Annotated in this window: 21 protein-coding genes, 5 tRNA genes and 1 pseudogene; 13 read left to right on the plus strand and 14 right to left on the minus strand. The window is 68.5% G+C overall.

The features are described 5' to 3' along the window. The first annotated feature begins 24 nt into the window (after nt 1–24). Nucleotides 25–1,095, plus strand: a complete 1,071-nt coding sequence (purM, locus tag ADK64_RS27670) for a phosphoribosylformylglycinamidine cyclo-ligase (RefSeq protein ID WP_053663173.1) — start codon at nt 25–27, stop codon at nt 1,093–1,095. A 66-nt stretch (nt 1,096–1,161) separates the two neighbouring features. Here purM and ADK64_RS27675 read toward each other — a convergent pair whose 3' ends face one another. Together ADK64_RS27675 and ADK64_RS27680 are read right to left on the minus strand one after the other, a co-directional pair. After that, entirely contained in the window at nt 1,162–1,413 is a 252-nt protein-coding gene (locus tag ADK64_RS27675) for a DUF3073 domain-containing protein (protein ID WP_053663175.1), read from the minus strand. A 290-nt stretch (nt 1,414–1,703) separates the two neighbouring features. Then, on the minus strand, nt 1,704–2,810 hold the full coding sequence (locus tag ADK64_RS27680) for a Leu/Phe/Val dehydrogenase (RefSeq protein ID WP_053663177.1): 1,107 nt from the start codon (nt 2,808–2,810) through the stop codon (nt 1,704–1,706). A 211-nt stretch (nt 2,811–3,021) separates the two neighbouring features. On the opposite strand from ADK64_RS27680, the gene ADK64_RS27685 reads away from it, so the two are divergent. Together ADK64_RS27685 and bldC are read left to right on the plus strand one after the other, a co-directional pair. Continuing rightward, the gene (locus tag ADK64_RS27685; RefSeq protein WP_053663179.1) at nt 3,022–3,864 is read left to right on the plus strand and encodes a hypothetical protein; all 843 of its coding nucleotides are present in this window, start codon (nt 3,022–3,024) and stop codon (nt 3,862–3,864) included. A 529-nt stretch (nt 3,865–4,393) separates the two neighbouring features. Then, a complete protein-coding gene (bldC, locus tag ADK64_RS27690) occupies nt 4,394–4,600 on the plus strand; it encodes a developmental transcriptional regulator BldC (RefSeq protein ID WP_003949541.1) in 207 nt (68 codons plus the stop codon). Nucleotides 4,601–5,060: 460 nt separating this feature from the next. On the opposite strand, the gene ADK64_RS27695 is transcribed toward bldC, so the two are convergent. The 10 genes from ADK64_RS27695 to ADK64_RS27740 form a co-directional block, all read right to left on the minus strand. Next, the gene (locus ADK64_RS27695) at nt 5,061–5,279 is read right to left on the minus strand and encodes a DUF6274 family protein (RefSeq protein WP_053663181.1); all 219 of its coding nucleotides are present in this window, start codon (nt 5,277–5,279) and stop codon (nt 5,061–5,063) included. A 231-nt stretch (nt 5,280–5,510) separates the two neighbouring features. Next, nucleotides 5,511–5,585: transfer RNA gene (locus tag ADK64_RS27700), tRNA-Asp, on the minus strand. Nucleotides 5,586–5,682: 97 nt separating this feature from the next. Then, nucleotides 5,683–9,627, minus strand: a complete 3,945-nt coding sequence (gene hrpA / locus ADK64_RS27705) for an ATP-dependent RNA helicase HrpA (protein ID WP_053663183.1) — start codon at nt 9,625–9,627, stop codon at nt 5,683–5,685. Between the two features lie 104 nt (nt 9,628–9,731). Then, on the minus strand, nt 9,732–10,052 hold the full coding sequence (locus ADK64_RS27710; RefSeq protein ID WP_053663185.1) for a hypothetical protein: 321 nt from the start codon (nt 10,050–10,052) through the stop codon (nt 9,732–9,734). Next, nucleotides 10,049–10,246 (minus strand): DivIVA domain-containing protein, encoded by a 198-nt coding sequence (locus tag ADK64_RS46135; protein WP_053663187.1) that lies wholly within the window; start codon nt 10,244–10,246, stop codon nt 10,049–10,051. The genes ADK64_RS27710 and ADK64_RS46135 overlap by 4 nt, the downstream gene beginning before the upstream one ends. A gap of 66 nt (nt 10,247–10,312) precedes the next feature. After that, nucleotides 10,313–10,386 (minus strand) — tRNA-Phe (locus ADK64_RS27720). A 24-nt stretch (nt 10,387–10,410) separates the two neighbouring features. Further along, nucleotides 10,411–10,485 (minus strand) — tRNA-Asp (locus ADK64_RS27725). A 38-nt stretch (nt 10,486–10,523) separates the two neighbouring features. Next, nucleotides 10,524–10,596 (minus strand) — tRNA-Glu (locus ADK64_RS27730). A gap of 80 nt (nt 10,597–10,676) precedes the next feature. Then, on the minus strand, nt 10,677–12,236 hold the full coding sequence (locus tag ADK64_RS27735) for a metallophosphoesterase family protein (RefSeq protein ID WP_107093105.1): 1,560 nt from the start codon (nt 12,234–12,236) through the stop codon (nt 10,677–10,679). An 85-nt stretch (nt 12,237–12,321) separates the two neighbouring features. After that, nucleotides 12,322–12,672 (minus strand): metallopeptidase family protein, encoded by a 351-nt coding sequence (locus tag ADK64_RS27740; RefSeq protein WP_053663189.1) that lies wholly within the window; start codon nt 12,670–12,672, stop codon nt 12,322–12,324. Between the two features lie 124 nt (nt 12,673–12,796). Between ADK64_RS27740 and ADK64_RS27745 the strand changes: the two genes are divergently transcribed. The 4 genes from ADK64_RS27745 (at nt 12,797) to ADK64_RS27760 (ending at nt 17,401) form a co-directional block, all read left to right on the plus strand. Beyond that, nucleotides 12,797–13,315 (plus strand): hypothetical protein, encoded by a 519-nt coding sequence (locus ADK64_RS27745; RefSeq protein ID WP_053663234.1) that lies wholly within the window; start codon nt 12,797–12,799, stop codon nt 13,313–13,315. Between the two features lie 228 nt (nt 13,316–13,543). Continuing rightward, the gene (locus tag ADK64_RS27750) at nt 13,544–15,577 is read left to right on the plus strand and encodes a DEAD/DEAH box helicase (RefSeq protein WP_053663191.1); all 2,034 of its coding nucleotides are present in this window, start codon (nt 13,544–13,546) and stop codon (nt 15,575–15,577) included. A gap of 139 nt (nt 15,578–15,716) precedes the next feature. Further along, nucleotides 15,717–17,240 carry an amino acid permease gene (locus ADK64_RS27755; protein ID WP_053663193.1) on the plus strand — a complete coding sequence of 508 codons (1,524 nt, stop codon included), beginning with the start codon at nt 15,717–15,719 and terminating at the stop codon, nt 17,238–17,240. A gap of 88 nt (nt 17,241–17,328) precedes the next feature. Further along, a tRNA-Lys gene (locus tag ADK64_RS27760) sits at nt 17,329–17,401 on the plus strand. A gap of 34 nt (nt 17,402–17,435) precedes the next feature. Here ADK64_RS27760 and ADK64_RS27765 read toward each other — a convergent pair. Together ADK64_RS27765 and ADK64_RS46140 are read right to left on the minus strand one after the other, a co-directional pair. Next, nucleotides 17,436–18,572: pseudogene (locus ADK64_RS27765) on the minus strand (site-specific integrase); the annotation flags it as partial. 144 nt (nt 18,573–18,716) lie between these two features. Continuing rightward, a complete protein-coding gene (locus ADK64_RS46140; protein ID WP_159046341.1) occupies nt 18,717–19,079 on the minus strand; it encodes a hypothetical protein in 363 nt (120 codons plus the stop codon). 439 nt (nt 19,080–19,518) lie between these two features. On the opposite strand from ADK64_RS46140, the gene ADK64_RS27770 reads away from it, so the two are divergent. The 6 genes from ADK64_RS27770 to ADK64_RS27795 all read left to right on the plus strand — a co-directional run bounded on the left by ADK64_RS27770 (nt 19,519) and on the right by ADK64_RS27795 (nt 25,326). Further along, on the plus strand, nt 19,519–20,361 hold the full coding sequence (locus tag ADK64_RS27770; protein ID WP_159046342.1) for a TauD/TfdA dioxygenase family protein: 843 nt from the start codon (nt 19,519–19,521) through the stop codon (nt 20,359–20,361). Nucleotides 20,362–20,425: 64 nt separating this feature from the next. After that, on the plus strand, nt 20,426–21,325 hold the full coding sequence (locus ADK64_RS27775; RefSeq protein WP_053663197.1) for a 23S rRNA (adenine(2503)-C(2))-methyltransferase RlmN: 900 nt from the start codon (nt 20,426–20,428) through the stop codon (nt 21,323–21,325). Beyond that, nucleotides 21,322–22,425, plus strand: coding sequence for a hypothetical protein (locus ADK64_RS27780; RefSeq protein WP_053663199.1), 1,104 nt, complete (start codon nt 21,322–21,324; stop codon nt 22,423–22,425). Before ADK64_RS27775 ends, ADK64_RS27780 begins: the two co-directional genes overlap by 4 nt. A 116-nt stretch (nt 22,426–22,541) precedes the next feature. Continuing rightward, nucleotides 22,542–23,381, plus strand: coding sequence for a TauD/TfdA dioxygenase family protein (locus ADK64_RS27785; RefSeq protein WP_053663201.1), 840 nt, complete (start codon nt 22,542–22,544; stop codon nt 23,379–23,381). 14 nt (nt 23,382–23,395) lie between these two features. Then, nucleotides 23,396–24,211 (plus strand): TauD/TfdA family dioxygenase, encoded by an 816-nt coding sequence (locus tag ADK64_RS27790; protein ID WP_053663204.1) that lies wholly within the window; start codon nt 23,396–23,398, stop codon nt 24,209–24,211. Beyond that, nucleotides 24,208–25,326: a thioesterase domain-containing protein gene (locus tag ADK64_RS27795; RefSeq protein ID WP_053663206.1), complete on the plus strand. Its 1,119-nt coding sequence runs from the start codon at nt 24,208–24,210 to the stop codon at nt 25,324–25,326. Before ADK64_RS27790 ends, ADK64_RS27795 begins: the two co-directional genes overlap by 4 nt. Nucleotides 25,327–25,336: the final 10 nt, after the last annotated feature.

A 25,336-nucleotide genomic window follows, 5' to 3' on the forward strand; every position in this document is an offset into this window, starting at 1 on the left:
ATTCAACCCGAAAGATCCCAGGCAATGTCTGAGAGCCAGTCCGGTGCCTCCTACGCGGCTGCCGGTGTCGACATCGAGGCGGGCGACCGCGCCGTAGAACTCATGAAGGAGTGGGTGAAGAAGACCCAGCGGCCCGAGGTCCTCGGCGGCCTCGGCGGGTTCGCCGGGCTCTTCGACGCCTCCGCCCTCAAGCGCTACGAGCGTCCGCTCCTCGCCTCCGCCACGGACGGCGTCGGCACCAAGGTCGACATCGCGCGCCGCATGGGCGTCTACGACACCATCGGCCACGACCTGGTCGCCATGGTCATGGACGACATCGTCGTGTGCGGTGCCGAGCCGCTGTTCATGACGGACTACATCTGTGTCGGCAAGGTCCACCCCGAGCGCGTCGCGGCCATCGTGAAGGGCATCGCGGAGGGCTGTGTGCTCGCGGGGTGCGCCCTGGTGGGCGGCGAGACGGCCGAGCACCCGGGGCTGCTGGGCGCGGACGACTTCGATGTCGCCGGTGCCGGCACGGGCGTCGTGGAGGCCGACCGGCTGCTGGGCGCGGATCGCATCCGTAAGGGAGACGCGGTGATCGCCATGGCGGCCTCCGGGCTTCACTCGAACGGGTACTCCCTGGTCCGGCACGTCCTGCTGGACCGCGCCGGCCTGGCCCTGGAGGCGGAGGTCGCCGACCTCGGCCGCACCCTCGGCGAGGAACTGCTGGAGCCCACGAAGATCTACTCGCTGGACTGCCTGGCCCTGACCCGCACCACGGACGTGCACGCGTTCTCGCACATCACCGGTGGCGGCCTGGCGGCCAATCTGGCCCGTGTGATCCCGGACGAGCTGCACGCCACCGTCGACCGCTCCACCTGGACCCCGAGCGCGATCTTCGACCTCGTCGGCAGGACCGGCGGCGTCGAGCGCCTGGAGCTGGAGAAGACCCTCAACATGGGCGTCGGCATGATGGCGATCGTCCCCGAGGAGTCCACCGACGTGGCCCTCGCGACGCTGGCCGACCGTGGCGTCGACGCCTGGGTGGCGGGCGAGATCACGGACCGCGGCGACAAGGAGACCGGCGCGGAGCTGGTCGGAGACTACGCCCGCTGAACCTGCGGGTAGCACAGAACCCGGTCGGTGGCAGTGCCACCGACCGGGCGGGTGCTGAGTACTAGGTCAAGCGCCGCGACGGTGCTGTGAGGGACCTTCGTCCTCGTCCTCGGCGTCGTCCTCATAGAGGTCGGCGTATCGAGAGTAAAGATCGTCGTCGTCGTTCTCATCGTCCTCGAACGGCTCGCCGTTCGGCGGCTGGCTCGAAGTCGATGCGCCCAGTTCACTGGCCAGACGTGACAGGTCAGTCCCACCGCTGTTGTACTTCAGCTGGCGGGCGACCTTTGTCTGCTTGGCCTTGGCCCGGCCGCGCCCCATGGCTCGACCCCCTCGGTGACGGGGCTCGACGGCCCCAGAGTCTGACACGCGTTCATGATCCGGAACGGACCCTCCGTGGAGAGGCCGGTCCGTAGGGCTTCCACGGTACCTGAGCCCGCGCCCATACGGTACGTCGCCCGCACCACGCGCGTGTGCACAGGACCTGCGAGGCGCCCTGTCCTCGCTGGTCAGTGGCGATTTTAACCACTTCTCGGGGAACGACCCGCCGGTGGAAGTGAGAGTTCTCTCTAAGTTCCCGCCGACGGGTACCGCTCACGTGTGCGACCGGCTCACTGCGCCGCGCGGCTCGCACGGGCCTCGGCCATCCGCTGCTCGGCGATCCGGTCGGCCGCGGCGGCCGGCGGAATGCCGTCTTCCTTCGCACGTGCGAATATGGCCAGCGTGGTGTCGAAGATCCCCGCCGCCTTCGCCCTGCACCGGTCGAAGTCGAACCCGTGCAGCTCGTCGGCGACCTGGATGACCCCGCCGGCGTTCACCACGTAGTCCGGCGCGTAGAGGATCCCGCGGTCGGCGAGGTCCTTCTCCACACCCGGGTGCGCGAGCTGGTTGTTGGCCGCGCCGCACACCACCTTGGCGGTGAGCACCGGCACGCTGTCGTCGTTGAGGGCACCGCCGAGCGCGCAGGGGGCGTAGATGTCGAGCCCCGCCACCCGGATCAGCTCCTCGGTGTCGGCGACCGCCGTCACGCCCTCGGGGTACTGCGCGAGGATCCGCTGGACGGTGTCCGCGCGCACGTCCGTGACGACGACTTCGGCGCCCTCGTCCCGAAGGTGCTTCACCAGGTGGTGGCCGACCTTGCCGACGCCCGCGACGCCGACCCTGCGGCCGCGCAGCGAGGGGTCGCCCCACAGGTGCTGGGCGGAGGCGCGCATGCCCTGGTAGACACCGAAGGCGGTGAGCACGGAGGAGTCGCCGGCGCCGCCGTTCTCGGGGGAGCGGCCGGTGGTCCAGCGGCACTCGCGGGCGACGACGTCCATGTCGGCGACGTAGGTGCCGACGTCGCACGCGGTGACGTAGCGCCCGCCGAGCGAGGCGACCATGCGGCCGTAGGCGAGCAGCAGTTCCTCGGTCTTGTCACGCTCCGGGTCGCCGATGATCACGGCCTTGCCACCGCCGTGGTCGAGGCCGGCCATGGCGTTCTTGTACGACATCCCGCGCGCGAGGTTGAGCGCGTCGGCGACGGCCTCGGCCTCGGTCGCGTACGGGTAGAAGCGCGTGCCGCCGAGGGCCGGGCCCAGGGCGGTGGAGTGGATGGCGATCACGGCCTTGAGGCCGCTGGCGCGGTCCTGGCAGAGCACGACCTGCTCATGGCCGCCCTGGTCCGAGTGGAACAGGGTGTGCAGGACATCAGCAGACGCGCCGGTTACGTCGGTCACTGTGGTGACTCCTGTGTACTAGCGGCGAGTGGGGCACAGCCCCCGTGCAGGTGGCGGTGGCTGTGGCATGAGCGTAGAGCCTCCGTCCGACCACCATCTGCGCAGTGTTCAGGATCACTCTCGCGGGCCGCTCGTGCACGCATGTCCGTGGGACGATTTGCAGTGGTTTTGCAGCGGTTTTCGAGCCGGGCCCGTTGGGGAGGGAGCAGGCGTGCCGAAGGTGTCCTCCGTGGTCGTCCCCTATGCCGCGTACCTGCGCGTGTACGAGCCGCTGGGTGCCTTCCCCGAGCCGGAGCGCAGCCACTGGACGCGCTACGCCCGGCGCCCCGAGCGCCCCTCCTACCAGGACGAACTGCGCCGCTCCCTCGCCGACTTGCTGCCCACCCCGCCGGTCGCGGTGCCGGTGCACGAGAGCAGCGACGCCTTCGTGGCGGAGGTCGGCGGGGTGGTCTGCGTGTGTCCCTGGCGGACCCGGCTGCGCGGCTGGCAGGCGCTCGGCGAGCTGGCGGACGAGCTGCCCGCGCCCGTGCTGGACGCGGCGCTGCCGCCGCTGGTGCGCCACCAGGCGGCCCAGGACTACGAGCGCTGGCTCGCCCGTAATCCCGACGCCCGCCCCTGGATCCGCACGGCGACCTGGCAGGTGCCGCTGAACTGGTTCGTGCTGGTCTCCGACGAGGAGCGGCGCTACGAGAAGGGGACCGCCGAGGTGCCCCCGCTGCTGCGCTACCGCACGCCCATGGTGCAGGCCAGGCGCCGGGTGGCGCGGGGGCTGCGCACGCTGAGGGACACCGTCGAGGAGGGTCCGCTGATCGACGGCCTCGTGGATGTCGGCCGCTGGCTGGAGGAGTTCCACCCGCGCTCGCTGGTGGAACTGGACTACGGCGGCCTGGTGCACGTGCTGCCGGCCGGCGAGCTGGAGGGCGACCACTCGGCGGCCGACGTGGCCGTCGGCATCGAGGCGCTGCGGCGGGGCGACGGCGCGGCGGCCGGAGAGGCGTACGGCCGGCTGGTGGAACGCTGGCGGTCGGTACGGGACCGGCGCTCCGCGAACTGAGTGACGTACGTCACGGCTGATGCGGCGTCGGACGGCGTACGGTCAACCGCACTTCGCCTGCTGACGGGACGTTGGTCCCGATCCGGGCGTATGTGTCAAGGATGGGTGAAGCGTGACGGACCGCACGTACAGGGCCCTTGCGTCCCTTGCCCCTCCTCATGCCAAAATAGGACAAGGAGTCCGGGGAGGGCTCTGTTCGCCCAACTGTGCTCCCTGGTGGGCGGAATCTCAGCATTGCACGCTTTGGGGGGTCTGGTGACTCCTGATCGCCCTGTGACTGATCGTCACAGTGGCGTGACTGTCCGCTATGGCATGGTCCATCGGCTTCCGTCGCTGATGAACACCTGGGAGGGCAATTCCATCGGTTTGGCCGACGCGGCTGGACAGATGGTGTAGTTGTAGTGCCGAGGACAAGCCGTTCGTCCTATAACCGACTCGACTCGCGTCCGCCATTTCGGGCAACGCGGGTCAAGGTGCAGAATTTAGAGGAAAGAACCGAGAAGGTTCGGTTCTCCCGAGGAGGCCGCTCATGACCGCTCGCACCCCTGATGCCGAGCCGCTGCTGACCCCGGCTGAGGTCGCCACCATGTTCCGCGTCGACCCCAAGACGGTCACGCGGTGGGCGAAGGCCGGCAAGCTCACTTCGATCCGCACGCTCGGCGGGCACCGCCGTTACCGCGAGGCTGAGGTCCGCGCTCTGCTCGCGGGCATCCCGCAGCAGCGCAGCGAGGCCTGAACAACTGAATAACCGGGCGAAACGGCAGGTCCCCCAACCTGCCGAGGCGCCCGAACCCTAGCTCCGAGCGACGCGGGACCTGCCCCAACAGGGCCCACGCCCAAGCCGAAGAGAACGTTGTAGGCAGCGACACAGGGTGCGTCGTAGATCGCGCTGGACTCCGCCGGGTCCAGCGCGATCTTTTTTGTGCGCTGGTCGGGGGCGTGGAGGTGGCCCTGTGAGCGGCCTTGTCGGAGTCTGGGGAGGGCTGTCGGAACCGCTGTGCGCGACCTCTGGGACGGGTGCAATTGCACATATTAAATTGACCAGTTGTAGGCCGGGGGTAAGTTCCGCACTTTCAAAAACTCATGCGGTGACTCCCGTCACATGGCCGGGCAGTTGTTGCCGACGGCATGCGTGCGCTAGGGGAAAGTCATGTTCCAGAGTCCCACGCGTGGCGGCCTGTTGGGACCGGCGTTGGTCACGCGCTACGAGGACTTTCGTCCTCGACGTCCTCGAGGTCCCCGACGCCCTCGACGTCCTCCTCGCCCGCCTCCCGGGCTCGTGGGCCGGCGGTCATCGCCAGCCGCAGGAGGTGGTGGCAGACGGGGCAGTGGCGGGTCAGATGCCGGTAGGACGAGGCGGCCGACAGATGCGCCCTCAGCAGCGCCCGCGTCTCATGCCTGGCCGATGCCGCCATACGCCACCTCCAGGGGCCACACGGAGGGAAGCGGGCCCTGTCTTCTGGGTACAGACGGAATGTGACGCCGTCAAGGGAACGGGACACCCACGGCGGGCTCCATCGGCCTGGGAGAGGGCCTGGCGGCACTGGCGGCGACGGGGGGCGGGCGCTCCACCGGAAGCGGCGGCCCTCCCTGCGGGCACGAGAAAGGGCCCGCGTCCGTTGCCGGATGCGGGCCCTTCTTCGAAGCGGTCCTGACGGGATTTGAACCCGCGGCCTCCACCTTGACAGGGTGGCGAGCACTCCAAACTGCTCCACAGGACCAGGTTTCGCGGCGCTTGGTTTGTTTCCTTGCGCTGCGAGATGAGACTGTACAGGAGGTGGGGCCGCCTGGTCGAACTCACCCCCTGTGCCCGAGCCGTTACGGTACGGCGGCGTCGATCGCCTTCACGATCCGCTTGTCGGAGACCGGGTACGCCGTGCCCAGCGCGTGGGCGAAGTAGCTGACCCGGAGCTCCTCGATCATCCAGCGGATGTCCAGGACCGAGGAGGGCACCGGGCGGCCCTGGGGGAGCTGTTCCACGAGCCAGGCGTACTCGTCCTGCATCTCGTGGACCTTCTCCATACGGCTGGTGTCCCGCTGGGCGCCCGTCGGCATCTGCTGCAGCCGCCGGTCCGCGGCCACCAGATAGCGCATGAGGTCGGGCAGGCGGCGTATGCCGGCCCAGGTCACGAAGCCCGGCTTCACGAGGGCGTCCAGCTGCTTGCGGACGTCCGTGAGGTTTGCCAGGAGGGTGGGGCTCTGTACGGCCTTCAGGCGGCGCTCACAGGCCTGCCAGGCGGCCAGGACCTGCTGGACCTGGCCGACCGTGCGGACCGTCGTGTCCACGATCTCCGCGCGGACCTTGTCGTACAGCTTCCGGTACGACTCCTCGTCCCACACCGGCCCGCCGAAGTCCGCGATCAGCTTGTCCGCCGCGGCCATCGCGCAGTCGTCGAAGAGGGCCTGGATGGAGCCGTGCGGGTTCGCCGACAGGGCGAGCTTCTGGGCGTTGGTCAGCTTCTCGGACGCGAACTTCGCCGGGTTCACCGGGATGTTGCGCAGGATCAGGCGCCGCGTGCCCTTCCACATGGCCTCCGCCTGCTCGGCCTCCGTGTCGAAGAGCCGTACCGAGACGGTGTCGCCGTCGTCCACGAGTGCCGGGTACGCCTTCACCGGCTGACCGGCCCGGCGGGTCTCGAAGACCCGGGTGAGCGTGCCGATCGTCCAGTCGGTCAGGCCGCCCCGCTCCAGCGACTCCCCGCCCTGGCGTTCGGCGGTCGCTGCCGCCGCCTGGGAGAGGGCCTTCCGCGCCTTCGGCCGCAGACGCAGCTTCAGCGCCTCCAGGTCCTTGTCCTCGTCGAGCTTCCGCCGCCGTTCGTCGACGATCCGGAAAGTGATCGTCAGATGGTCCGGGATCTTCGCCCAGTCGAAGTCGTCCGCGTCGAACGGCACTCCGACCATGAGCTTCAGTTCGCGCGCCATCGTCACCGTCAGCGGCTCCTGCAACGGCACCGCCCGCTCCAGGAACGCCTTCGCGTAGTTCGGCGCGGGCACGTAATGACGGCGGATCGGCTTGGGCAGGGAGCGGATCAGCTCCGTCACGACCTCCTCGCGCAGGCCCGGGATCTGCCAGTCGAAGCCCTCGTCCGTGACCTGGTTGAGCACCTGGAGCGGGATGTGGACGGTCACACCGTCCGCGTCCGCGCCCGGCTCGAACTGGTAGGTGACCCTGAACTTGAGGTTGCCCTGCTGCCAGGAGTCCGGATAGTCGGCCTTCGTCACCGCCTCCGCCGACTCCCGGATGAGCATCTCGCGCTCGAAGTCCAGGAACTCGGGCTGCTCGTGCCGCTTGTGCTTCCACCAGGAGTCGAAGTGGGCGCCCGACACCACGTGTTCGGGGACGCGCTGATCGTAGAAGTCGAAGAGCGTGTCGTCGTCGACCACGATGTCCCGGCGCCGGGCGCGGTGCTCCAGCTCCTCGACCTCGCTGAGGAGTTTGCGGTTGTCCGCGAAGAACTTGTGGTGCGTGCGCCAGTCGCCCTCCACGAGCGCGTTGCGGATGAACAGCTCGCGCGAGACCTCCGGCTCGATCCGGCCGTAGTTCACCTTCCGCTGGGCGACGATCGGTACGCCGTACAGCGTGACCTTCTCGTACGCCATCACGGCCGCCTGGTCCTTCTCCCAGTGCGGTTCGCTGTACGTCCGCTTCAGCAGGTGCCCGGCGAGCGGCTCGACCCACTCCGGCTCGATCTTGGCGTTGACCCGGGCCCACAGCCGCGAGGTCTCCACCAGCTCGGCCGACATCACGAACTTGGGCTGCTTGCGGAACAGCGAGGAGCCCGGGAAGATCGCGAACTTGGCGCTGCGGGCGCCCAGGTACTCGTTCTTGTTGCCCTCCTTCACGTCCTTCATCCCGATGTGGGAGAGGAGGCCGGCGAGAAGGGAGACATGGATGCGGTCGCCGGGGGCGTCTTCCTCGGCGAGGTGGATGCCCATCTGCTTGGCGACCGTGCGCAGCTGGGTGTAGATGTCCTGCCATTCGCGGATCCGCAGGAAGTTCAGGTACTCCTGCTTGCACATCCGCCTGAACGAGCTGGAGCCGCGTTCCTTCTGCTGCTCGCGGACGTACCGCCACAGGTTCAGATAGGCGAGGAAGTCGCTGGTCTCGTCCTTGAAGCGGGCATGCTGCTGGTCGGCCTGGGCCTGCTTCTCGGCCGGGCGCTCACGCGGGTCCTGGATGGACAGCGCGGCGGCGATGACCATGACCTCGCGGACACAGCCGTTCTTGTCCGCCTCCAGGACCATGCGGGCCAGCCGCGGGTCGACGGGCAGCTGGGCCAGCTTGCGGCCGGTGTCGGTCAGCCGCTTGCGGGGGTCTTTCTGCTCCGGGTCCAGCGCGCCCAGCTCCTGGAGCAGCTGCACGCCGTCGCGGATGTTGCGGTGGTCCGGCGGGTCGATGAAGGGGAACTTCTCGATCTCGCCGAGGCCGGCCGCGGTCATCTGGAGGATGACGCTCGCCAGGTTCGTACGGAGGATCTCGGCGTCCGTGAACTCCGGGCGGGCGAGGAAGTCGTCCTCGCTGTACAGCCGGATGCAGATGCCGTCGGACGTACGGCCGCAGCGGCCCTTGCGCTGGTTGGCGCTGGCCTGCGAGACCGGCTCGATGGGCAGTCGCTGGACCTTGGTGCGATGGCTGTAGCGGCTGATCCGGGCGAAGCCGGGGTCGATGACGTACTTGATGCCGGGGACGGTGAGGGACGTCTCGGCGACGTTGGTCGCCAGAACGATCCTGCGTCCGGTGTGCGGCTGGAAGACCCGGTGCTGCTCGGCGTGCGAGAGCCGCGCGTACAGCGGCAGTACCTCCGTGAACCGGTATTTCTTCTTCTCCAGCGCGTCGGCGGTGTCCCGGATCTCCCGTTCACCCGAGAGGAAGACGAGGACGTCTCCCTTGCCCTCGGCCATCAGCTCCTCGACGGCGTCCGTGATCGCGGTGATCTGGTCCCGGTCGGCGTCCTCGGAGTCCTCCTCCAGGAGTGGCCGGTAGCGCACCTCGACCGGGTACGTCCGTCCGCTGACCTCGATGATCGGCGCGTCCCCGAAATGCCGCGAGAAGCGCTCGGGGTCGATGGTGGCGGAGGTGATGACGACCTTGAGATCCGGCCGCTTCGGCAGCAGCTGGGCGAGATAGCCCAGCAGGAAGTCGATGTTGAGGGACCGCTCGTGGGCCTCGTCGATGATGATCGTGTCGTAGGCGCGCAGCTCGCGGTCGGTCTGGATCTCGGCGAGCAGGATGCCGTCGGTCATCAGCTTGACGAAGGTGGCGTCCGGGTTCACCTGGTCGGTGAAGCGGACCTTCCAGCCGACGGCCTCGCCGAGCGGCGTGCTCAGCTCGTCCGCCACCCGCTCGGCGACCGTGCGTGCGGCGATACGGCGGGGCTGGGTGTGCCCGATCATGCCGCGCACGCCCCGGCCCAGCTCCATACAGATCTTCGGGATCTGGGTCGTCTTACCGGAACCGGTCTCACCGGCGACGATGACGACCTGGTGATCGCGGATGGCGGCCGCGATGTCGTCCTTCTTCTGGCTGACGGGCAGCTGCTCGGGATACGTGACGGCGGGCACACGGGCACGCCGTTCACCGATCCGTGCCTCGGCCTTGGCGACCTCCGCCTCGATCTCGGCGAGGACGGCGGCGCGGGCCTCCGGCTTACGGATCTTGCGCGCGCCCTCGAGCCGCCGGCCGAGCCGATGCGCGTCGCGCAGCGACAGCTCGGTCAGACGGGGGGCGAGGGTGCCGAGGGCGGGGGCGGGATGCGTAGACATACGCGGTCCAGGATCTCACCCCGTCCGAAAAACAGGCGAACGATTTGTCGGCGCCCCACGACGGGAAGCCGAATACAGCACTGACTGCTGCACTGACTGCTGCACTAGGGAGTGCGCTGGGCCGGTGGCACGGCGGCCGGTGGTGTCGAGGCCGGCGCACCGCCCTGCTGCGCCAGCACGATCGACTTCGCCGTGTTGGAGATGGCCTTGATCCCCAGGTAGGCGGTGGTCATGCTGCTCACCGCGGTGAACGCGGCGGTCAGGATGCCGATGATCACCGACTTGTCCCCGTCCAGCCGCCACACGCCGACGATCGCGACCACGACGATCGCAAGATTGCTCGCGATGACCGCGAACAGCCCGTACCGCGCCCGGACCTTCTCCAGCTGGGTGTACGCCGTGATCGGAGCCTGGTCCTGGCTCATCTCCCCGCTCCCCCGTTCAGCAGCTGTGCGATCCGCGCGTCCACCTGCGTCCGGTCGTATCCGCGTCGGACGATGTCGAAGACGGGCGGCGTCCCGTGCGGCGTACCCGTGCTCAGCCGGGCCAGATAGTCGTCCACCTGGGCGCGATCGTAGCCGCGCCGGGCGATCTCGAAACCTCGGAAGTCGTCTGCCACGAATGCCCCCACATGCGGCCGCGATACGACGAAGGCCCCGTTCGTCGAACGGGGCCTTCGTGGCTGTGGCTGGGGCCGGGGTCGAACCGGCGACCTTCCGCTTTTCAGGCGGACGCTCGTACCAACTGAGCTACCCAGCCACGGTGTTTCACGTGAAACACCAGCGGTCCTGACGGGATTTGAACCCGCGGCCTCCACCTTGACAGGGTGGCGAGCACTCCAAACTGCTCCACAGGACCAAGCTTGTGCATGCAACAGTGTCGCACACGATCTTGCGTGCCCCCAACGGGATTCGAACCCGTGCTACCGCCTTGAAAGGGCGGCGTCCTAGGCCGCTAGACGATGAGGGCTATCGGCCCGCCTGGGCGCTTCTCAGCGCGTCGGGGACGTGAGAAGCATATGGGATGGCGAGCGCTATCGCCAAAACGGTTTACGGCGAGGGGGAGGAGGAGGTCGGCGAGCCGGCGGAGGAGGGGGCGGCACCGGGCTTGACCGGGACGGCCAGATGGCGGCTGACCTCGGCCGTCGTCTCGCCCAGGCCGCCCAGTTTGATCGCGTCCCAGGCCTGGAGGCGGCGGCTGTCCCGGTCGAAGTAGAGGATCGAGGCCTCGATGGGGGCCGGGTACTTCCCCTCCACCGCGCGCAGCCCGCTCCCGCCCGTGGAGCCCTCCATGCGCAGCCGGGTGCCGTAGGGCAGCATCTCGTCCCCCTCGTGGTGCAGATGGCCGCAGAGCACCAGCGGCACCTCGCCGTCCGTCTCGCGCGCCGCCGACGGCTCGTGGGCGACGGCGACGTCGACCGGGGTGTGCCGGGCCTTCTGGTCGCGCAGGGCGCTGGCCAGCCGGTCGCCGGCCAGTTGCTCGGCCGCGTTGCCGCCCGGCACCGCCGAGCGGTCGGGGGTGAACTGCGGGTCGCCCATGCCCGCGAAGCGCAGGCCGGCGACCGTCTGCGCGCGGCCGTCGTCCAGGACGTGCACGTTCCTCATCCGCTCCAGATAGTGCTGGGTGGCCGACGAGTCGTGGTTGCCGCGCACCCAGACGTACGGCACGCCCAGGTCCCTGATCGGGTCCAGGAAGCCGTTCTCGGCCGCTGTGCCGTGATCCATCGTGTCGCCCGAGTCGACGATCACGTTCACTTTGTACTGCTCCACCAGCGAGGCGACGATCTTCCAGCTCGCCGGGTTGAGGTGGATGTCCGACACGTGCAGGACCCGGATGGTGGAGGGGTCCGGCTGGTAGGCCGGGAGCGTGGAGGTGACGTCGTAGAGCTTCGTCACGTTCGTCACCAGGCGGGCCAGCTCCTTCTGGTAGACGTCGAACTCGGTGACGATGCTGCGCGCGTTGCCGACCACGGACGGCGCCGAGGACAGCAGTCCCGAGTACTTGGGCTCCAGCACCGACTTCGGGTTCCAGGTGGCGTACGCCGACGCGCCCGAGGCGGCGAGCAGCGCCAGGGCCAGTCCGCCGGCCGCCAGGGCCCGGCGCGGGCGGCGGTAGACGGCGAGACCGAGGACACCGGCGCCGGCGACCACGGCGACGCAGGAGCGCACGGCCAGGTCCAGCGTGCCGTGCTCGACGTCCGCGGCGACCTCGTCCTGCAGGCCGGAGAGCCGCTCGGGGTGGGCGACCAGGGCCTGGGCACGGAGCGGGTCGAGCTGGTCGACGTTGACGTCGAGCCGGACCGGGGCCACATGGCTGTCCAGGGTGAGCGCGCCCAGCGGAGAGATGTTGATCCTCGTGCCGCCGGTGAGGGAGGGGCGCAGCGCCATCGTCGTGTTCATCGGGCCGACCGGGGTTCGGACGTTCCCGACGATCAGCAGGCCCAGCCAGGCGCCGACGAGGACGACGGCCATGAGGCCGAGGGCGCTCGGCCAGCCGCGGCCGGGCCGGGCGGCGGCCGGATCCGGGGCGGGGAGCGTACGGGTGCTCCGGCGGGCGGGGCGTACGCGGTTCGTCAGCGTGCGGAGGGCTGCGACGGGAACGCGGACCATTGGTCCCGTATGCCCATGTCCGGGGGTGGATATGCGGCATCGCCCCGCCATGGGCCCACCGCCCCGGACCCCTGGCTGCTCCCCGTCAGCCCCAGCCCAGTTCGTGGAGCCGGGCGTCCTCGATGCCGAAGTGGTGCGCCACCTCGTGGACGACCGTCACGGCCACTTCGTGGACCACGTCCTCGGCCGTCTCGCAGTAGCGCAGGGTCGGACCCATGTAGACCGTGATGCGGTCCGGGAGGACCCCGGCGTACCACTCCCCGCGCTCCGTGAGCGGGGTCCCCTCGTACAGGCCCAGCAGCTCCGGATCGGCGGCGGGCGGCTCGTCGTCCACGAAGACGGCCACGTTGTCCATGACCCGCGTCAGCTCCGGCGGGATCCGGTCCAGGGCCTCGCTCACCAGCTCTTCGAATCTGTCACGTGTCATCTCCAGCACATGACCATTGTCGGGGAGGACTCGGTGGACCGGGGGGCGTCGAAGTGGGCGCGGCGCGTGTCCTCTTGCGGGCGGCGGGAGTTGGGAAGGTTGACTTCTTTCCTTGCCCTCGGAGGTGGCCGCCGTGCGCCCCTTGTACGTACCCGTCCGGCTCGCCGTCACCATGCTGGCCGTCGCGGCGGCGGCCGGCTGTGTGAACGTGGGTGACGACGCCGGCCGGGCCCGGCCCTCGCACTCGGCCGGGCAGCACGGCGGCGAGGCGCCCGACGGCGGCCCGGTGGACGGCGTCGGCGGCCGGGAGCGCGGGGCCGCGGCGGGCGACGGCAAGCACGGGAACGGCGGCAAGGCGAAGCCCGGGGAGTCGCCGAGCGCGTCGGCCAGCCCGTCCGGCTCGGCCAGCGCGTCCGCGACGCCCGCGCAGCCCGGCAGGCCCGGGAAGACCGTCAAGCCAGGGGACCCGGCGCCGACCAAGGCCCCGCCGGCCCCGCCGGTCACCTCCGCGCCGCCCGTGCCCCCGCCCTCCACCCCGCCTCCGGCGACGTCCGAGCCCCCGTCGGCCGAGCCGTCCTCCTCGGCGCACGAGGAGACGGGACCGCAGCTGGTCCAGCGTGAGCCGGCCCCGGCGGCAGGCGTACCGGCGTGAGTGGCCGGATCAATGGCTGACCTGCGGCGATGAGGACCGGTTTGCCTTCAGGGGTGGTGGGTGCGTATGGTGGTAGATCGTTTGATCCCATTTGCCCGGCGCCACTGCAGAGCGCGCCGTGTGGCGCGTACTCTCCTTTGCCGTGGCGGACCGCATTGAGGCGGTCGTGAGCGAATCACGGAGTTGACGGGCGCGTGCCGAAGAGACTCCGGAAGGTTTCGCATTCGCATGTCCGTGTCCAGTACTGACCAGTTCGTCGTGTCCGAGAACGAGCTCAACGAGCTTGAGAACGAACTCACCGACGAGACGACCGAGGTCACCGAGGCCCCCGAGGCCACTGACACCACCCCCCAGACCACCTTTGCCGACCTCGGCCTGCCCGAGGGAATCGTGCGCAAGCTCGCACAGAACGGCGTCACCACCCCCTTCCCGATCCAGGCCGCGACCATCCCGGACGCCCTGGCCCGCAAGGACATCCTCGGCCGTGGCCGCACCGGCTCCGGCAAGACCCTCTCCTTCGGTCTGCCGACCCTGGCCACGCTGGCCGGCGGCCGCACCCAGAAGCACAAGCCCCGCGCGGTCATCCTCACCCCCACCCGCGAGCTGGCCATGCAGGTCGCCGACGCCCTCCAGCCGTACGGCGACGTCCTCGGCCTGAAGATGAAGGTCGTCTGCGGCGGTACGTCGATGGGCAACCAGATCTACGCCCTGGAGCGCGGCGTCGACGTCCTCGTCGCCACCCCGGGCCGTCTGCGCGACATCATCAACCGCGGCGCCTGCTCCCTGGAGGACGTGCAGATCGCCGTCCTCGACGAGGCCGACCAGATGTCCGACCTGGGCTTCCTGCCCGAGGTCACCGAGCTGCTCGACCAGGTCCCCTCGGGCGGCCAGCGCATGCTCTTCTCCGCCACGATGGAGAACGAGATCCAGACCCTGGTCGACCGCTACCTGAACAACCCCGTCTCGCACGAGGTGGACGCGGCCCAGGGCGCGGTGACGACCATGTCGCACCACATCCTCATCGTGAAGCCCAAGGACAAGGCGCCGGTCACCGCCGCGATCGCCTCCCGCAAGGGCCGCACGATCATCTTCGTGCGCACCCAGCTGGGCGCCGACCGCGTCGCCGAGCAGCTGCGCGACGCCGGTGTGAAGTCCGACGCGCTGCACGGCGGCATGACCCAGGGCGCGCGCACCCGCACGCTGGCCGACTTCAAGGACGGTTACGTCAACGTCCTCGTCGCGACCGACGTCGCCGCGCGCGGTATCCACGTCGACGGCATCGACCTGGTCCTGAACGTGGACCCGGCCGGCGACCACAAGGACTACCTGCACCGCGCCGGCCGTACCGCCCGCGCGGGCCGTACCGGCACGGTCGTCTCGCTCTCGCTGCCGCACCAGCGCCGCCAGATCTTCCGCCTGATGGAGGACGCCGGCGTCGACGCCGCGCGCCACATCATCCAGGGCGCCGGCGCCTTCGACCCGGAGGTCGCCGAGATCACCGGCGCCCGCTCGATGACCGAGGTCCAGGCCGAGTCCGCGGGCAACGCCGCGCAGCAGGCCGAGCGCGAGGTCGCCCAGCTCACCAAGCAGCTGGAGCGTGCCCAGCGTCGCGCCACCGAGCTGCGCGAGGAGTCCGACCGTCTGGTCGCCCGGGTCGCCCGCGAGCGCGGCGAGGACCCGGAGGCCGCGGTGGCCGAGGCCCAGGCGACGGCGGCGGAGGAGCTGGCGGTGGCCGAGGCCGCCGCCGAGCAGCCTGCCGCGCGCGAGGAGCGTCCGGCGGCTTCGGCGCCGTACGAGCGCCGCGAGCGCCGTGACGACCGTGGTGGCGACCGTGGTGGGCGTGGTTTCGAGCGTCGTGACGAGCGTCGCCCGTTCGACCGTGACCGTGGTGGCGACCGTGGTGGCCGTTCCTTCGAGCGTCGTGACGACCGTGGTGGCGACCGTGGTGGGCGTGGTTTCGAGCGTCGTGACGAGCGGCGTGACGAGCGTCGTCCGTTCGACCGTGACCGTGGTGGCGACCGCGGTGGCGACCGTGGCGGCCGTTCCTTCGAGCGCCGTGACGACCGTGGCGGCTTCCGCCGCGACGAGCGCGGTGGGCACCGGGGCAGCGACCGTCCGTTCAACCGCGACCGCCGCGACGACCGCCCGGGCTTCCGCTCCGGTGGCCACGACCGCCCCTACGGCCGTCGTGACGACCACCGCGGCGCCAGCGGCTCCTTCGGCCGCCGCGATGACAAGCCGCGCTGGAAGCGCAACGGCTGACGCCGCGTGAGCACTGCCGCGTGAGCACCGGCGAGTGATCTGAGAAGGGCCCGTACGACATGGTCGTACGGGCCCTTTTTCGCCATCGAGGCCGTCCGGTGGCGCATGTCATGCCTGTGCGGAGGGAATTGCTGGGGGCATGACAGATGACGAGAGAGCGAGCGGAGCACACGGCGCACACGGCCTGTCGGACGAGGAACGGCTGGCCCAGCTCGGCTACACCCAGGTCCTCGCCCGCCGGATGTCGGCGTTCTCGAACTACGCCGTCTCCTTCACGATCATCTCGGTGCTGTCCGGCTGTCTGACCCTGTACCTCTTCGGCATGACCACCGGCGGCCCGGCGGTGATCGTCTGGGGCTGGGTGGCCGTCGGCCTGATGACGCTGTTCGTGGGTCTGTCGATGGCCGAGATCTGCTCGGCCTACCCGACGTCGGCGGGTCTGTACTTCTGGGCGCACCGCCTCGCACCGCCCCGCTCGGCAGCGGCCTGGGCGTGGTTCACCGGCTGGTTCAACGTGCTGGGCCAGGTCGCGGTGACCGCCGGCATCGACTTCGGCGCGGCCTCCTTCCTGGGCGCGTACCTGAACCTCCAGTTCGACTTCGAGGTGACGCCCGGCCGCACGGTCCTCCTCTTCGCCGCGATCCTCGTCCTGCACGGCCTGCTGAACACCTTCGGCGTGCGGATCGTCGCGTTCCTGAACAGCGTGAGCGTGTGGTGGCACGTGCTCGGCGTCGCCGTGATCGTCGGCGCGCTCGCCTTCGTCCCCGACCACCACCAGTCGGCGTCCTTCGTGTTCACGAAGTTCGTCAACGAGACGGGCTGGGGCAGCGGCCTGTACGTGGTCCTCCTCGGCCTCCTGATGGCCCAGTACACCTTCACGGGCTACGACGCCTCCGCCCATATGACGGAGGAGACCCACGACGCGTCCACGGCCGGTCCGAAGGGCATCGTCCGCTCGATCTGGACCTCCTGGATCGCGGGTTTCGTCCTCCTCCTGGGCTTCACCTTCGCGATCCAGTCCTACGACAAGGAGCTGGCGTCCCCGACGGGCGCGCCCCCGGCCCAGATCCTCCTGGACGCGCTGGGAGCGACCACGGGCAAGCTGTTGCTGCTGGTGGTGATCGGCGCCCAGCTCTTCTGCGGGATGGCCTCGGTGACCGCCAACAGCCGCATGATCTACGCCTTCTCGCGTGACGGCGCGCTGCCCTTCTCGCACATCTGGCACACGGTCAGCCCGCGCACCCGCACCCCCGTGGCGGCGGTCTGGCTGGCCGCGCTGGCCGCGCTCGCCCTCGGCCTGCCGTATCTGATCAACTCGACGGCGTACGCGGCGGTGACGTCGATCGCGGTGATCGGGCTGTACATCGCGTACGTCATCCCGACCTTCCTCCGGGTCCGCAAGGGCACCGCCTTCGAACGCGGACCGTGGCACCTGGGCCGCTGGTCGGGCCCGATCGGTGTGGTGTCCGTGCTGTGGGTGCTGGCGATCACGATCCTCTTCATGCTCCCGCAGGTCTCCCCGGTCACCTGGAAGACGTTCAACTACGCCCCCGTCGCCGTCCTGGTCGTCCTGGGCTCCGCGGCGACCTGGTGGCTGGCATCGGCCCGCCACTGGTTCCTCGACGGGGACCGCGCCTCGGCTCCCGAGCTGGTCGAAAAGTGACAGACCGTCCCGGCGACGCGGCCGTGTCCCCGATACCCGATCGGAGACACGGCCACGTCCGGCTATGCTCGGACAGGCAACATCGCCCGGGCCCTTAGCTCAATTGGCAGAGCAGTGGACTTTTAATCCATTGGTTGTGGGTTCGAGTCCCACAGGGCCTACGGGTTGCAGGAGGGGGACATGGCCTCTGACCTGCTACGCAGCGCTCGGGTCGGCTTCGGTCGGCTCGGGCGCTGAGTCGTTTTCGGGCCCGTGCGTGAGCGATGCGTGAGCGGATGTACCTGTGGCCTGCGGATCGGCTGCCGCCGGGGCGGACGATTCGGCAGCTGCCGGACGCGACCGGGGGATCAGCTTCGCTGCCTTCTCGGCGATTTCACGGTCCAGCTCGGGGAGCAGACTCGTGTACGTGTCCGACGTCAGCGTGATGGTGGAGTGCCGGAGCGTCTCCTTCACCGTGTGGATGTCGCCGCCCCCTCCGTGCGTGAGCGTCGCGACCACGTGGCGCAGGTCCCGCAGGGTGATGGGCGGTAGGTCGGTCGTGGCGAGGATGCGGCGGAAGGTCTCCGAGACCGTCTCGGGGTGGAGCCAGGAGCCGTCCTCCTTCGTGAAGACCTTGCCCGTGTCCTTCCAGGCGCCGCCCCAGTCCGCACGCTCCTTGTCCTGGCGGGTCTTGTGGTCGCGCAGGACGGCGATGTTCATGCTGTCGAGCGCGTTCGTGTTCGCGCTGCCGTCCGTCTTCGGCTCGGACTCGTAGAGGTCCCAGCCGTCGACCACGATCTCCTTGGCCGGAGTGATGAGGCCAGCGCCGAGGTCGATCTCGTGCCAGTCCTGGCCGACCGCCTCGCCGCGACGGAGGCCGCGGGAGCCCATGAGGTGGTAGATCGCGTAGAGCCGGTCGCCTTCGGCGGCGTCGAGGAAGACGCCGAACTGCCGGGGGGTCCACACCATGACCGGGCCGGGGATCTCGCCCGTCTCGCGCCAGCGCCGGACCCGCTCCTCGGTCCAGAGGAGGGGCTTGGGGCGCTTGCCGGACTCCAACTCGACGTGGGAGACCGGGTTGAGGATGATCAGCTGCTGGGCGATGGCGGAGTTCAACGCCGTACGCAGGGTGCGGTGGATCGCCTGCCGGGTGGCCGGACCGGTGATCTTCCGGAACGGCTTCATCTCCGCCAGCTTGGCCCGTTCGGCCGCGAGCAGCTTCCGCTCGGCTCCTACGGGGCGGTGGGCCTTGCTGGGCTTGCAGCGGGCGATCTGCTCGCGGCGAGCTTCGTGCTCGGCCGCGATCACTTCGCTCTCGTCGGCGATCGCGTCGAACATCTCCACCAGGCGACCGCCGTGGCCGACAGCTCCACCGGTTCCAGGGCTTTGGCCTGCGCGATCTGACCAGGCAGGGTTCGGGCCAGTGCGTCGTAGCGGGCAGCCCGGAAGTTCCGACGGGACGTCTTCACCGCGGCAGCTACGCCGGCCGGTGACACATCACTGTCCTTGGGCACAGTGGGGTGCCGTAGAGCAGGAGATCTTCGAGCGGTGCGAGCGTGCGGCCGCGGCTGGTGTGGCGCCGGCCAGGGGAGAGGTGAAGACCACCGCCGCAGCGGCCAGAAGTTCACGGCGTCGCACGGGGTCGTCGCCCTCCTCCGGAGCGAGATCGCGGACAACCCTAGTGGAGGCGGACCGGCGGTGAGCCGATACCGGCGGTTGCCCGGGTGGTGGTGCGGCGCCGAGGAGTTCAGACAGTGGGATGTCCAGGACATCGCAGAGGTGGCGCAGGGTCCCCAGGCTGTTGACCGGGATCACGTCCCGCTCGACCTGGGACATCCAGCTCTCCGACTTGTCGAGCATCACGGCCACTGGGCAAGCCCCCGAGGTCCCGTATCCCCACCGAGTGAGCAAGCCACAGTACTGGCGCAAGACTCCCGGCTGTAGGGGCATCACGCCGACGCCGGCCTTCCCTGGTAGGACGACGTGTGCGGGCCTCATTGCCGGTCGCGCGTCGAGCGCCGCCTCCCACTGCTCGGTCAGGCCGCGCATGACACCTTCTCGGCACCCAGGTTCTCCATCATCGTCCGCTTGGTACGGCGCAATCACATGGGCGAATTTGGCGAGCTTCGATTGCTCCATAGGCGGAGACTGCTGCTGCATATGCCCTTGGGGATGGCGGTCAGGCATTACGGTTGATTCTGCCCGAACGGTGCCGTTTGAATGTCAACAGTTTGAGTTCCGTGCAGGCGAATAGTGATCGTCACCCGTCATGACGTCTGTCAAAGCGAAGGATATGATCATGGAATCGAACAGTCTTCACCCTCGATTCGGTCTTGAGGTTACCGGATTCGACGTGCGCACTCTCGATGTCCAAGCCATTAAGGAAATCCGCACCACATTGGCTGGGTGCGGCGTCCTGGTGTTCCGTGACCAAGTACTGGACGATGACGCGCTGGAACGGGTGAGCAGACAACTCGGCGACGGGCGACTGGAGGAGCCTGCGCGCACGTGGTCGCATGCACCGTCCACCCGCTTCGTCAGTTACCTCACCGGGTTTCAGGACGCGTCGGGGAAGCCGATCGGTGTCGCCGACAACCACACCGACTACTGGCACTCAGACCAGGAATTCCGCTGCGATCCGGCCACTCTGGCCTCGCTGTACTGCCTGGTCCCGCCGACGCGCGGCGGGGCGACGAGCTTTGCCACGACGGCCGTGGACCAGCTCTCGCTCCCGGCCGAACTCGTCGAACGCATCCGCCCCTTGTGGTCGACCCGGCGACCGGCGCCCACACACGACAACGTGGAACACGTCGAGGTCTCGCATCCGGTACTTCTCACCTCTCCCCAAGGGAACGGCGAGTTCGTCTATGCCAGCGAGAACACCGAGCGGTTCCTCGGCGTATCCGATGAAGAAGGCAGCGCATTGAAGGATCAGCTGCTCCGGCACTGCCTGAGCGACCAGAACATTTACAGCCATGAATGGCGCATGGGTGACTTCGTCGTCTACGACAACGCGCAGGTTCTCCACCGGCGGGAGCTTTTCGAGGGGGTGCGCTGGCTCAAGGGGACGAAGATCTTCGCCCCTTCGGAGTATTTCGCGGTGCCGGAGGGTGAAGTCGTGGGAGTGGCATCTCCGGCATAGCGAGGCGTGTGAGGCACGGCGGCGGACGGCCGCGGTGACGGAGAACTGAGGAGCCTGACAGCGCATGAAGATTGCCGAAAAGAAAACCTCGACCGACGGCAGCATCAAGTATCTGTGGAGTGTTCCCAGTTCCGGGAGCACGGTGGAAAGCATCTACTACAAGCTCGGCGACGAGCCGCACACCTGTATCTCCACGGAGGCCGGCTGCAACGTCGGATGCGTGTTCTGCGAGACCGGTAAGCAGCGCAATCTCGGCGATCTCACCAGCCAGGAGATCTACGACCAGGTGGCGCTGACCGCCGCCGACCTGCCCGACGGGATCCCGGGCGGCAGGTTCACCAAGGTCGTCGTGGCCGGAATGGGCGAGCCGCTGCTCAACTTCGACAACCTGCGGGACGCGGCCACGCGGCTGCTCGCGGACGGGCTCACCGAGCAGGTGACGGTGACGACCTCCGGCATCGTCCCCCAGATGCGCCGACTGCCCAGCATGCCGATCAGCCTGCTGAGCGTCTCCCTGCACGCGACGACCAACGAGGTACGAACCCGGCTGATCCCCACGAACAGAACGTATCCGCTGGAAGACGTGCTGGCCGCCGCCCGGGAGTACCGGCTGAGCTCCGGGGTTCCGGTGATCGTGAACTACCTGCTCTTCGACGGTGTCAACGACTCCGACGCCGATCTGGACAGGCTGGTGAAGCTGCTGGACCGCGACGTGTTCTCGGTCAAGCTCAAGTCGTGGAACGAGGTGCCGGACGCGGGTCTGATTCCGTCGCCGCCGGCCCGGTACGAGCACTTCCGTGATGGCTTGGACGCCGCCGGATTCGATGTGAGCATCTGCGTGAGCGCGGGCGTGGACGTGGGCGGCGGCTGCGGCCAGCTGCGCAGTGTTCACCGTGAACTCAAGCGGGCACGCCGGACGTTCGTCGGCACGCCGTCGGTCGCCGGCGCCGGGAGCGACGCATGACGGCCGCGCGTGCCGCGACGGTCGCGAGGGAACTGGCAGAGCTCGCCGACGGCAGTGACGAGGCGGCGAAGCGGCTGCGGCGGCTGGCGGCCGGTGCGTACCAGCCCTATGGCAAGGGCGCTTCGCTGAAGGTCCCGGAGGGGAGCCTCATCCGAGCAGGGCGTGCCGGCGGACTGCCCTTCGATTCGCTCACCACCGACCTGATGCTGGGCTGCCTGCCGGCAACGCAGGTCTGCTACGGCAGCTGCTTCGCTGCCAAGGGAGCTTTCGAGTCCGGCTACGACTTCGGCACCCGGGTCCCCAATGTGCTGGACGAGGAGGTGCTCCGCACCGACCTGGCGGCGATCCCGGCCACCCAGGGCTACCTCCGTAACGGCTGGAACAGCGATGCCTCGTGGGACTGGCCGAAGGCCGTACGGCTGACCGAACTCATTCGGGAATCGGGCCATCACACGGTATTTATCACCAAAGTGTTCCGGGCATTGCCCGACGAGGTCGCCGTCCGCCTGGCCGAGCTCCGCGCGGAGTTGCGCGTCTCTGTCAGCGCCTTCGACAGCAAACCGCAACTGCAGATGAGAATGACAGCAGTTGAGCAATATCGCGACGCGGGTGGAGTGGCGGTACCGACGATCATGACGGCCGCGTTCCGCGACAAGTCGCTGGTCCGAAGGCAGGACCGCATCGTGGCCTACTTCGGCCGCCGGGATTTCCCGACGGGGGAGAACAGCCTGCGCTTCGTTCCGGGCTCTCCGGTACTCGACGCGATCGACCACCGTGCGTGCCGTCCTACGGCGGACACCAAGGACCTGTGGAGCGGTCGGCTCTATGACCTCCGGGTGCCGACCCTGACCTGCGTACCGCCCGGGTACGAAGGACTGCAGAGCCCCTATCTGTCGCGGAACGACTCTGAGTTCCTCGCCTCGCTCTGGCACGAATCCGTGCCCCTGCATGCAGAAGTGCTGTCCGCAGCGGAGCGGCCCAAGCCGCGGCAGTGCGGTGTCGCCCTCGACTGGGCCCGCACGATCGCACCCGGATCGACGGATGGTGACCGCGGCATCGAAGTGAGCGGAGCCGCGGTGTCGGCGGGCGGCGCGCCATGACTTCCGGGATGCGTACGGGTACCTCGGCTTCGGCGGCATCGGCTGATCCTGTGAAGTCCGGATCTGAGTCCGGGCCCGGGGCCGTAGTGTCTTTGGCGGCCCTTCGCGTGAACGCCATGAACGGCAGGTTCGGTGCGGAGGTCACGGGGGCGGACCTCTCCGCCCTTGACGATGCCACCTTTGCCGCTCTCGCCGAGATGCTGCGCGACAGGCACGTGCTGTGTGTCAGAGGGCAAGAACATCTTTCGCCCGCGGAATTCCTCGGTTTCGCACGACGCTTCGGAACGGTCGCTCCCTACCCGTTCGGCGAACCGATGGCGGGCCTCCCGGAAATCCTGCGCATCATCAAGGAGCCGACCAGCAAGGGGAACTTCGGCGGCGTCTGGCACACCGACTCCCCGTATCACGAGATTCCGCCGTCGCACACGGTGCTCATGGGGATCGACATCCCCGAGAGCGGCGGCGACACCATGGTGGCCGATATGAGCGCCGCATACGAGGCACTCACACAGGAGATGAAGAACCGGATCCACGATCTGGACGGGGTATTCACGGCGACCAAGGTGCACGGCAGTGCCGCACCCGAACTACACCTGGGAGATGTGGCACGGATTGCAGACACGGTACGAGCCGATCAGGAATACCGGCACCCCCTCGTCCGTGCTCACCCGGAAACCGGACTGCCCACGCTCTACGTCAGTGCCTGCCACATGTCGGGGCTGGCCGGCCTCCCGCACGTCCAGGCGCAGGCACTGATCGACTCCCTGGCGGGTCATATCGTGAAAGATGAATTCACCGCCCGGATCCGTTGGGCTCGAGGAACCGTGGTGGTCCTGGACAACCGCTGTGTCCAGCACAAGGCGCTCAACGATTACCCGGGGCAGCGCCGCGAAATCCACCGGATCCAGATCACCGACGGTTCCCGCCCGAGGCGTTGGGTGCGGGGCACATCATGAGAACGGACCAGTCCATGCAGACGTTCACCGACTTCCAGACCACGGTGCCGTACCGCAGTGAGGAACGATTTGTCGAGGACGTGGCCTCGGCGCTGAGCCGCACCAAAGTGGTCAGGATTTCCGGAGTTCCCGATGAATTGGACCACGGTAACCTCTACCACGGACTGGCCTCCCGTCTAGGTGACTTCCACTTCAAGAACGAGGACGCGGAAACAGCTTCTCTGGAATCCGATGGCTGGCTGGACATCCGATACGACCCCGCCGCCATCGACCAGTCCCTGTACCGCTACGGCAACACTCGGATGCCCCTGCACATCGACGGAGCGTATACCGACGTCGATTTCGACATCTTCTTCTTCTACTGTGTGCAGCAGGCACAGTTCGGCGGCGCGACAGTAGTCGCCGACGGGGTCGACGTATACAACTATCTTGCGGCCTTCGACCCCGAGCTGTTCCATCAGCTCCTGGAGACGGAGGTGCTTTTCGAGAAGGGCGAGAAGCGACGTATCTCCACGATTCTCTTCTACGAGGATGGAGTCCCTTCCTTCAACTGGAGCAGCACTCGCGTCTCCGCGGAGAATCCGCCCGAAGTTGTAGAAATGGCACGTCGCTTCGCGGACTTCTGCGAGCAGAAGATTGTCGACGGTGGGCTGGCGGAACCCGTTCTGCTGAAGCGAGGAGAAGCCGTGTTCATGCACAATCGCCATGTCCTCCACGGCCGTAACTCGTTCTTCGGCGAGCGCTGTCTGCTGAAGGGCGTCCTGCGGTTCGCCCCCGATTCCGTCGCGTCGGGCAGTGCCGACCGGATTCCCGCCGAGTCGGCGCGATGACCGTGGAAGCGCGCGAACACGGGTCGGGCAGCGGCTCGTTCCGGAGCCCTCGCACCCCCCAGGAGCACACCCTGTGCTCCCTGTTCGCCGAGGCACTGGAGCGGGACCGGGTCGGTATCGAGGATGATTTCTTCGAACTCGGTGGGGACTCATGCGTGGCGCTGGAGCTCACTGCCGCTATCCGCGCCACACTCGGCGCGGACGTCTCGATCAGCATGTTCTATGACTACCCCACCGTCGCCGCGCTGGCAGGCCGATGCGAGGTGCTGGCTGACGCCGGCGCCGCCCTCGATGTCGTACTGCCGCTTCGGCGCCTCGGGTCGAGACCGGCCCTGTTCTGTGTCCATCCCGCTTCTGGTCTGAGCTGGGGCTATGCCGGTCTGCTCCGCCACTTGCGGGACCGGCCGGTCTACGGCCTGCAATCGAGGGCCCTGAGTGCAGGTGCGCTGCCCGGATCGGTCGAGGCGATGGCGGCCGACTACGTTCAGCAGATCAGGAAGGTGCAGTTGCACGGCCCGTACCACGTCCTGGGCTGGTCGTTCGGCGGGCGGGTCGCGTTCGAAGCAGCGGTGCAGCTTCAGCAGGCCGGAGAGAGCGTACCGCTCCTCGCCCTGCTCGACAGCGCACCGCCGCCGGACCTGCGGGAGGTCCCCGCAGACGGCGAATCCGATGGATTCGTCCTGGAAAACGCCATCAGACGGTATTTCCTGGTGATGCTCGGCGAACTCGACGACGATGCCGAATCTCCCGGCGACACTGACCAACCGTCGGAGGTGGAAGAGCTGGACCTCGATGCCCTCAGGGGCGAACTGGCTGCTGCGGGGAGTCCCTACGGGCTTCTGGGACAGAACACCTTCCATCGCATGTTTGAGGCACATCGGCGACATTACACGCTGTCCCGCCGGTACATCCCAGCCGAACGGTTCAACGGGCCCATGGCCTATTTTTCCGCAACGCAGGGCGAAGCGAAGGGCCGCTGCGCGAAGAACTGGCAACCGTTCGTGACGGGTCCGGTCACTGAATATCCCGTGGAGTGCTCTCACCTGGAGATGACTCGGCCGGCCCCGCTTGCGCACATTGCCTGCGTGCTCACGACATTGCTCTCGGCACACTGACACCGAAGCG

Origin of the sequence: Streptomyces sp. MMG1121, from assembly GCF_001280015.1 — a bacterium.
Taxonomy (GTDB): Bacteria; Actinomycetota; Actinomycetes; order Streptomycetales; family Streptomycetaceae; genus Streptomyces.

Bases quoted from the DNA above. Each gene is read 5' to 3' on its own strand.
- ADK64_RS27775 (WP_053663197.1), top strand. From the start codon at position 20,426: ATGAAGATTGCCGAAAAGAAAACCTCGACCGACGGCAGCATCAAGTAT.
- ADK64_RS27750 (WP_053663191.1), top strand. From the start codon at position 13,544: ATGTCCGTGTCCAGTACTGACCAGTTCGTCGTGTCCGAGAACGAGCTC.
- ADK64_RS27770 (WP_159046342.1), top strand. From the start codon at position 19,519: ATGGAATCGAACAGTCTTCACCCTCGATTCGGTCTTGAGGTTACCGGA.
- ADK64_RS27785 (WP_053663201.1), top strand. From the start codon at position 22,542: ATGAACGGCAGGTTCGGTGCGGAGGTCACGGGGGCGGACCTCTCCGCC.
- ADK64_RS27735 (WP_107093105.1), bottom strand. From the start codon at position 12,236: ATGGTCCGCGTTCCCGTCGCAGCCCTCCGCACGCTGACGAACCGCGTA.
- hrpA (WP_053663183.1), bottom strand. From the start codon at position 9,627: ATGTCTACGCATCCCGCCCCCGCCCTCGGCACCCTCGCCCCCCGTCTG.
- purM (WP_053663173.1), top strand. From the start codon at position 25: ATGTCTGAGAGCCAGTCCGGTGCCTCCTACGCGGCTGCCGGTGTCGAC.
- ADK64_RS27755 (WP_053663193.1), top strand. From the start codon at position 15,717: ATGACAGATGACGAGAGAGCGAGCGGAGCACACGGCGCACACGGCCTG.
- ADK64_RS27710 (WP_053663185.1), bottom strand. From the start codon at position 10,052: ATGAGCCAGGACCAGGCTCCGATCACGGCGTACACCCAGCTGGAGAAG.
- bldC (WP_003949541.1), top strand. From the start codon at position 4,394: ATGACCGCTCGCACCCCTGATGCCGAGCCGCTGCTGACCCCGGCTGAG.
- ADK64_RS27695 (WP_053663181.1), bottom strand. From the start codon at position 5,279: ATGGCGGCATCGGCCAGGCATGAGACGCGGGCGCTGCTGAGGGCGCAT.
- ADK64_RS27790 (WP_053663204.1), top strand. From the start codon at position 23,396: ATGCAGACGTTCACCGACTTCCAGACCACGGTGCCGTACCGCAGTGAG.
- ADK64_RS27795 (WP_053663206.1), top strand. From the start codon at position 24,208: ATGACCGTGGAAGCGCGCGAACACGGGTCGGGCAGCGGCTCGTTCCGG.
- ADK64_RS46140 (WP_159046341.1), bottom strand. From the start codon at position 19,079: ATGCTCGACAAGTCGGAGAGCTGGATGTCCCAGGTCGAGCGGGACGTG.
- ADK64_RS27675 (WP_053663175.1), bottom strand. From the start codon at position 1,413: ATGGGGCGCGGCCGGGCCAAGGCCAAGCAGACAAAGGTCGCCCGCCAG.
- ADK64_RS27780 (WP_053663199.1), top strand. From the start codon at position 21,322: ATGACGGCCGCGCGTGCCGCGACGGTCGCGAGGGAACTGGCAGAGCTC.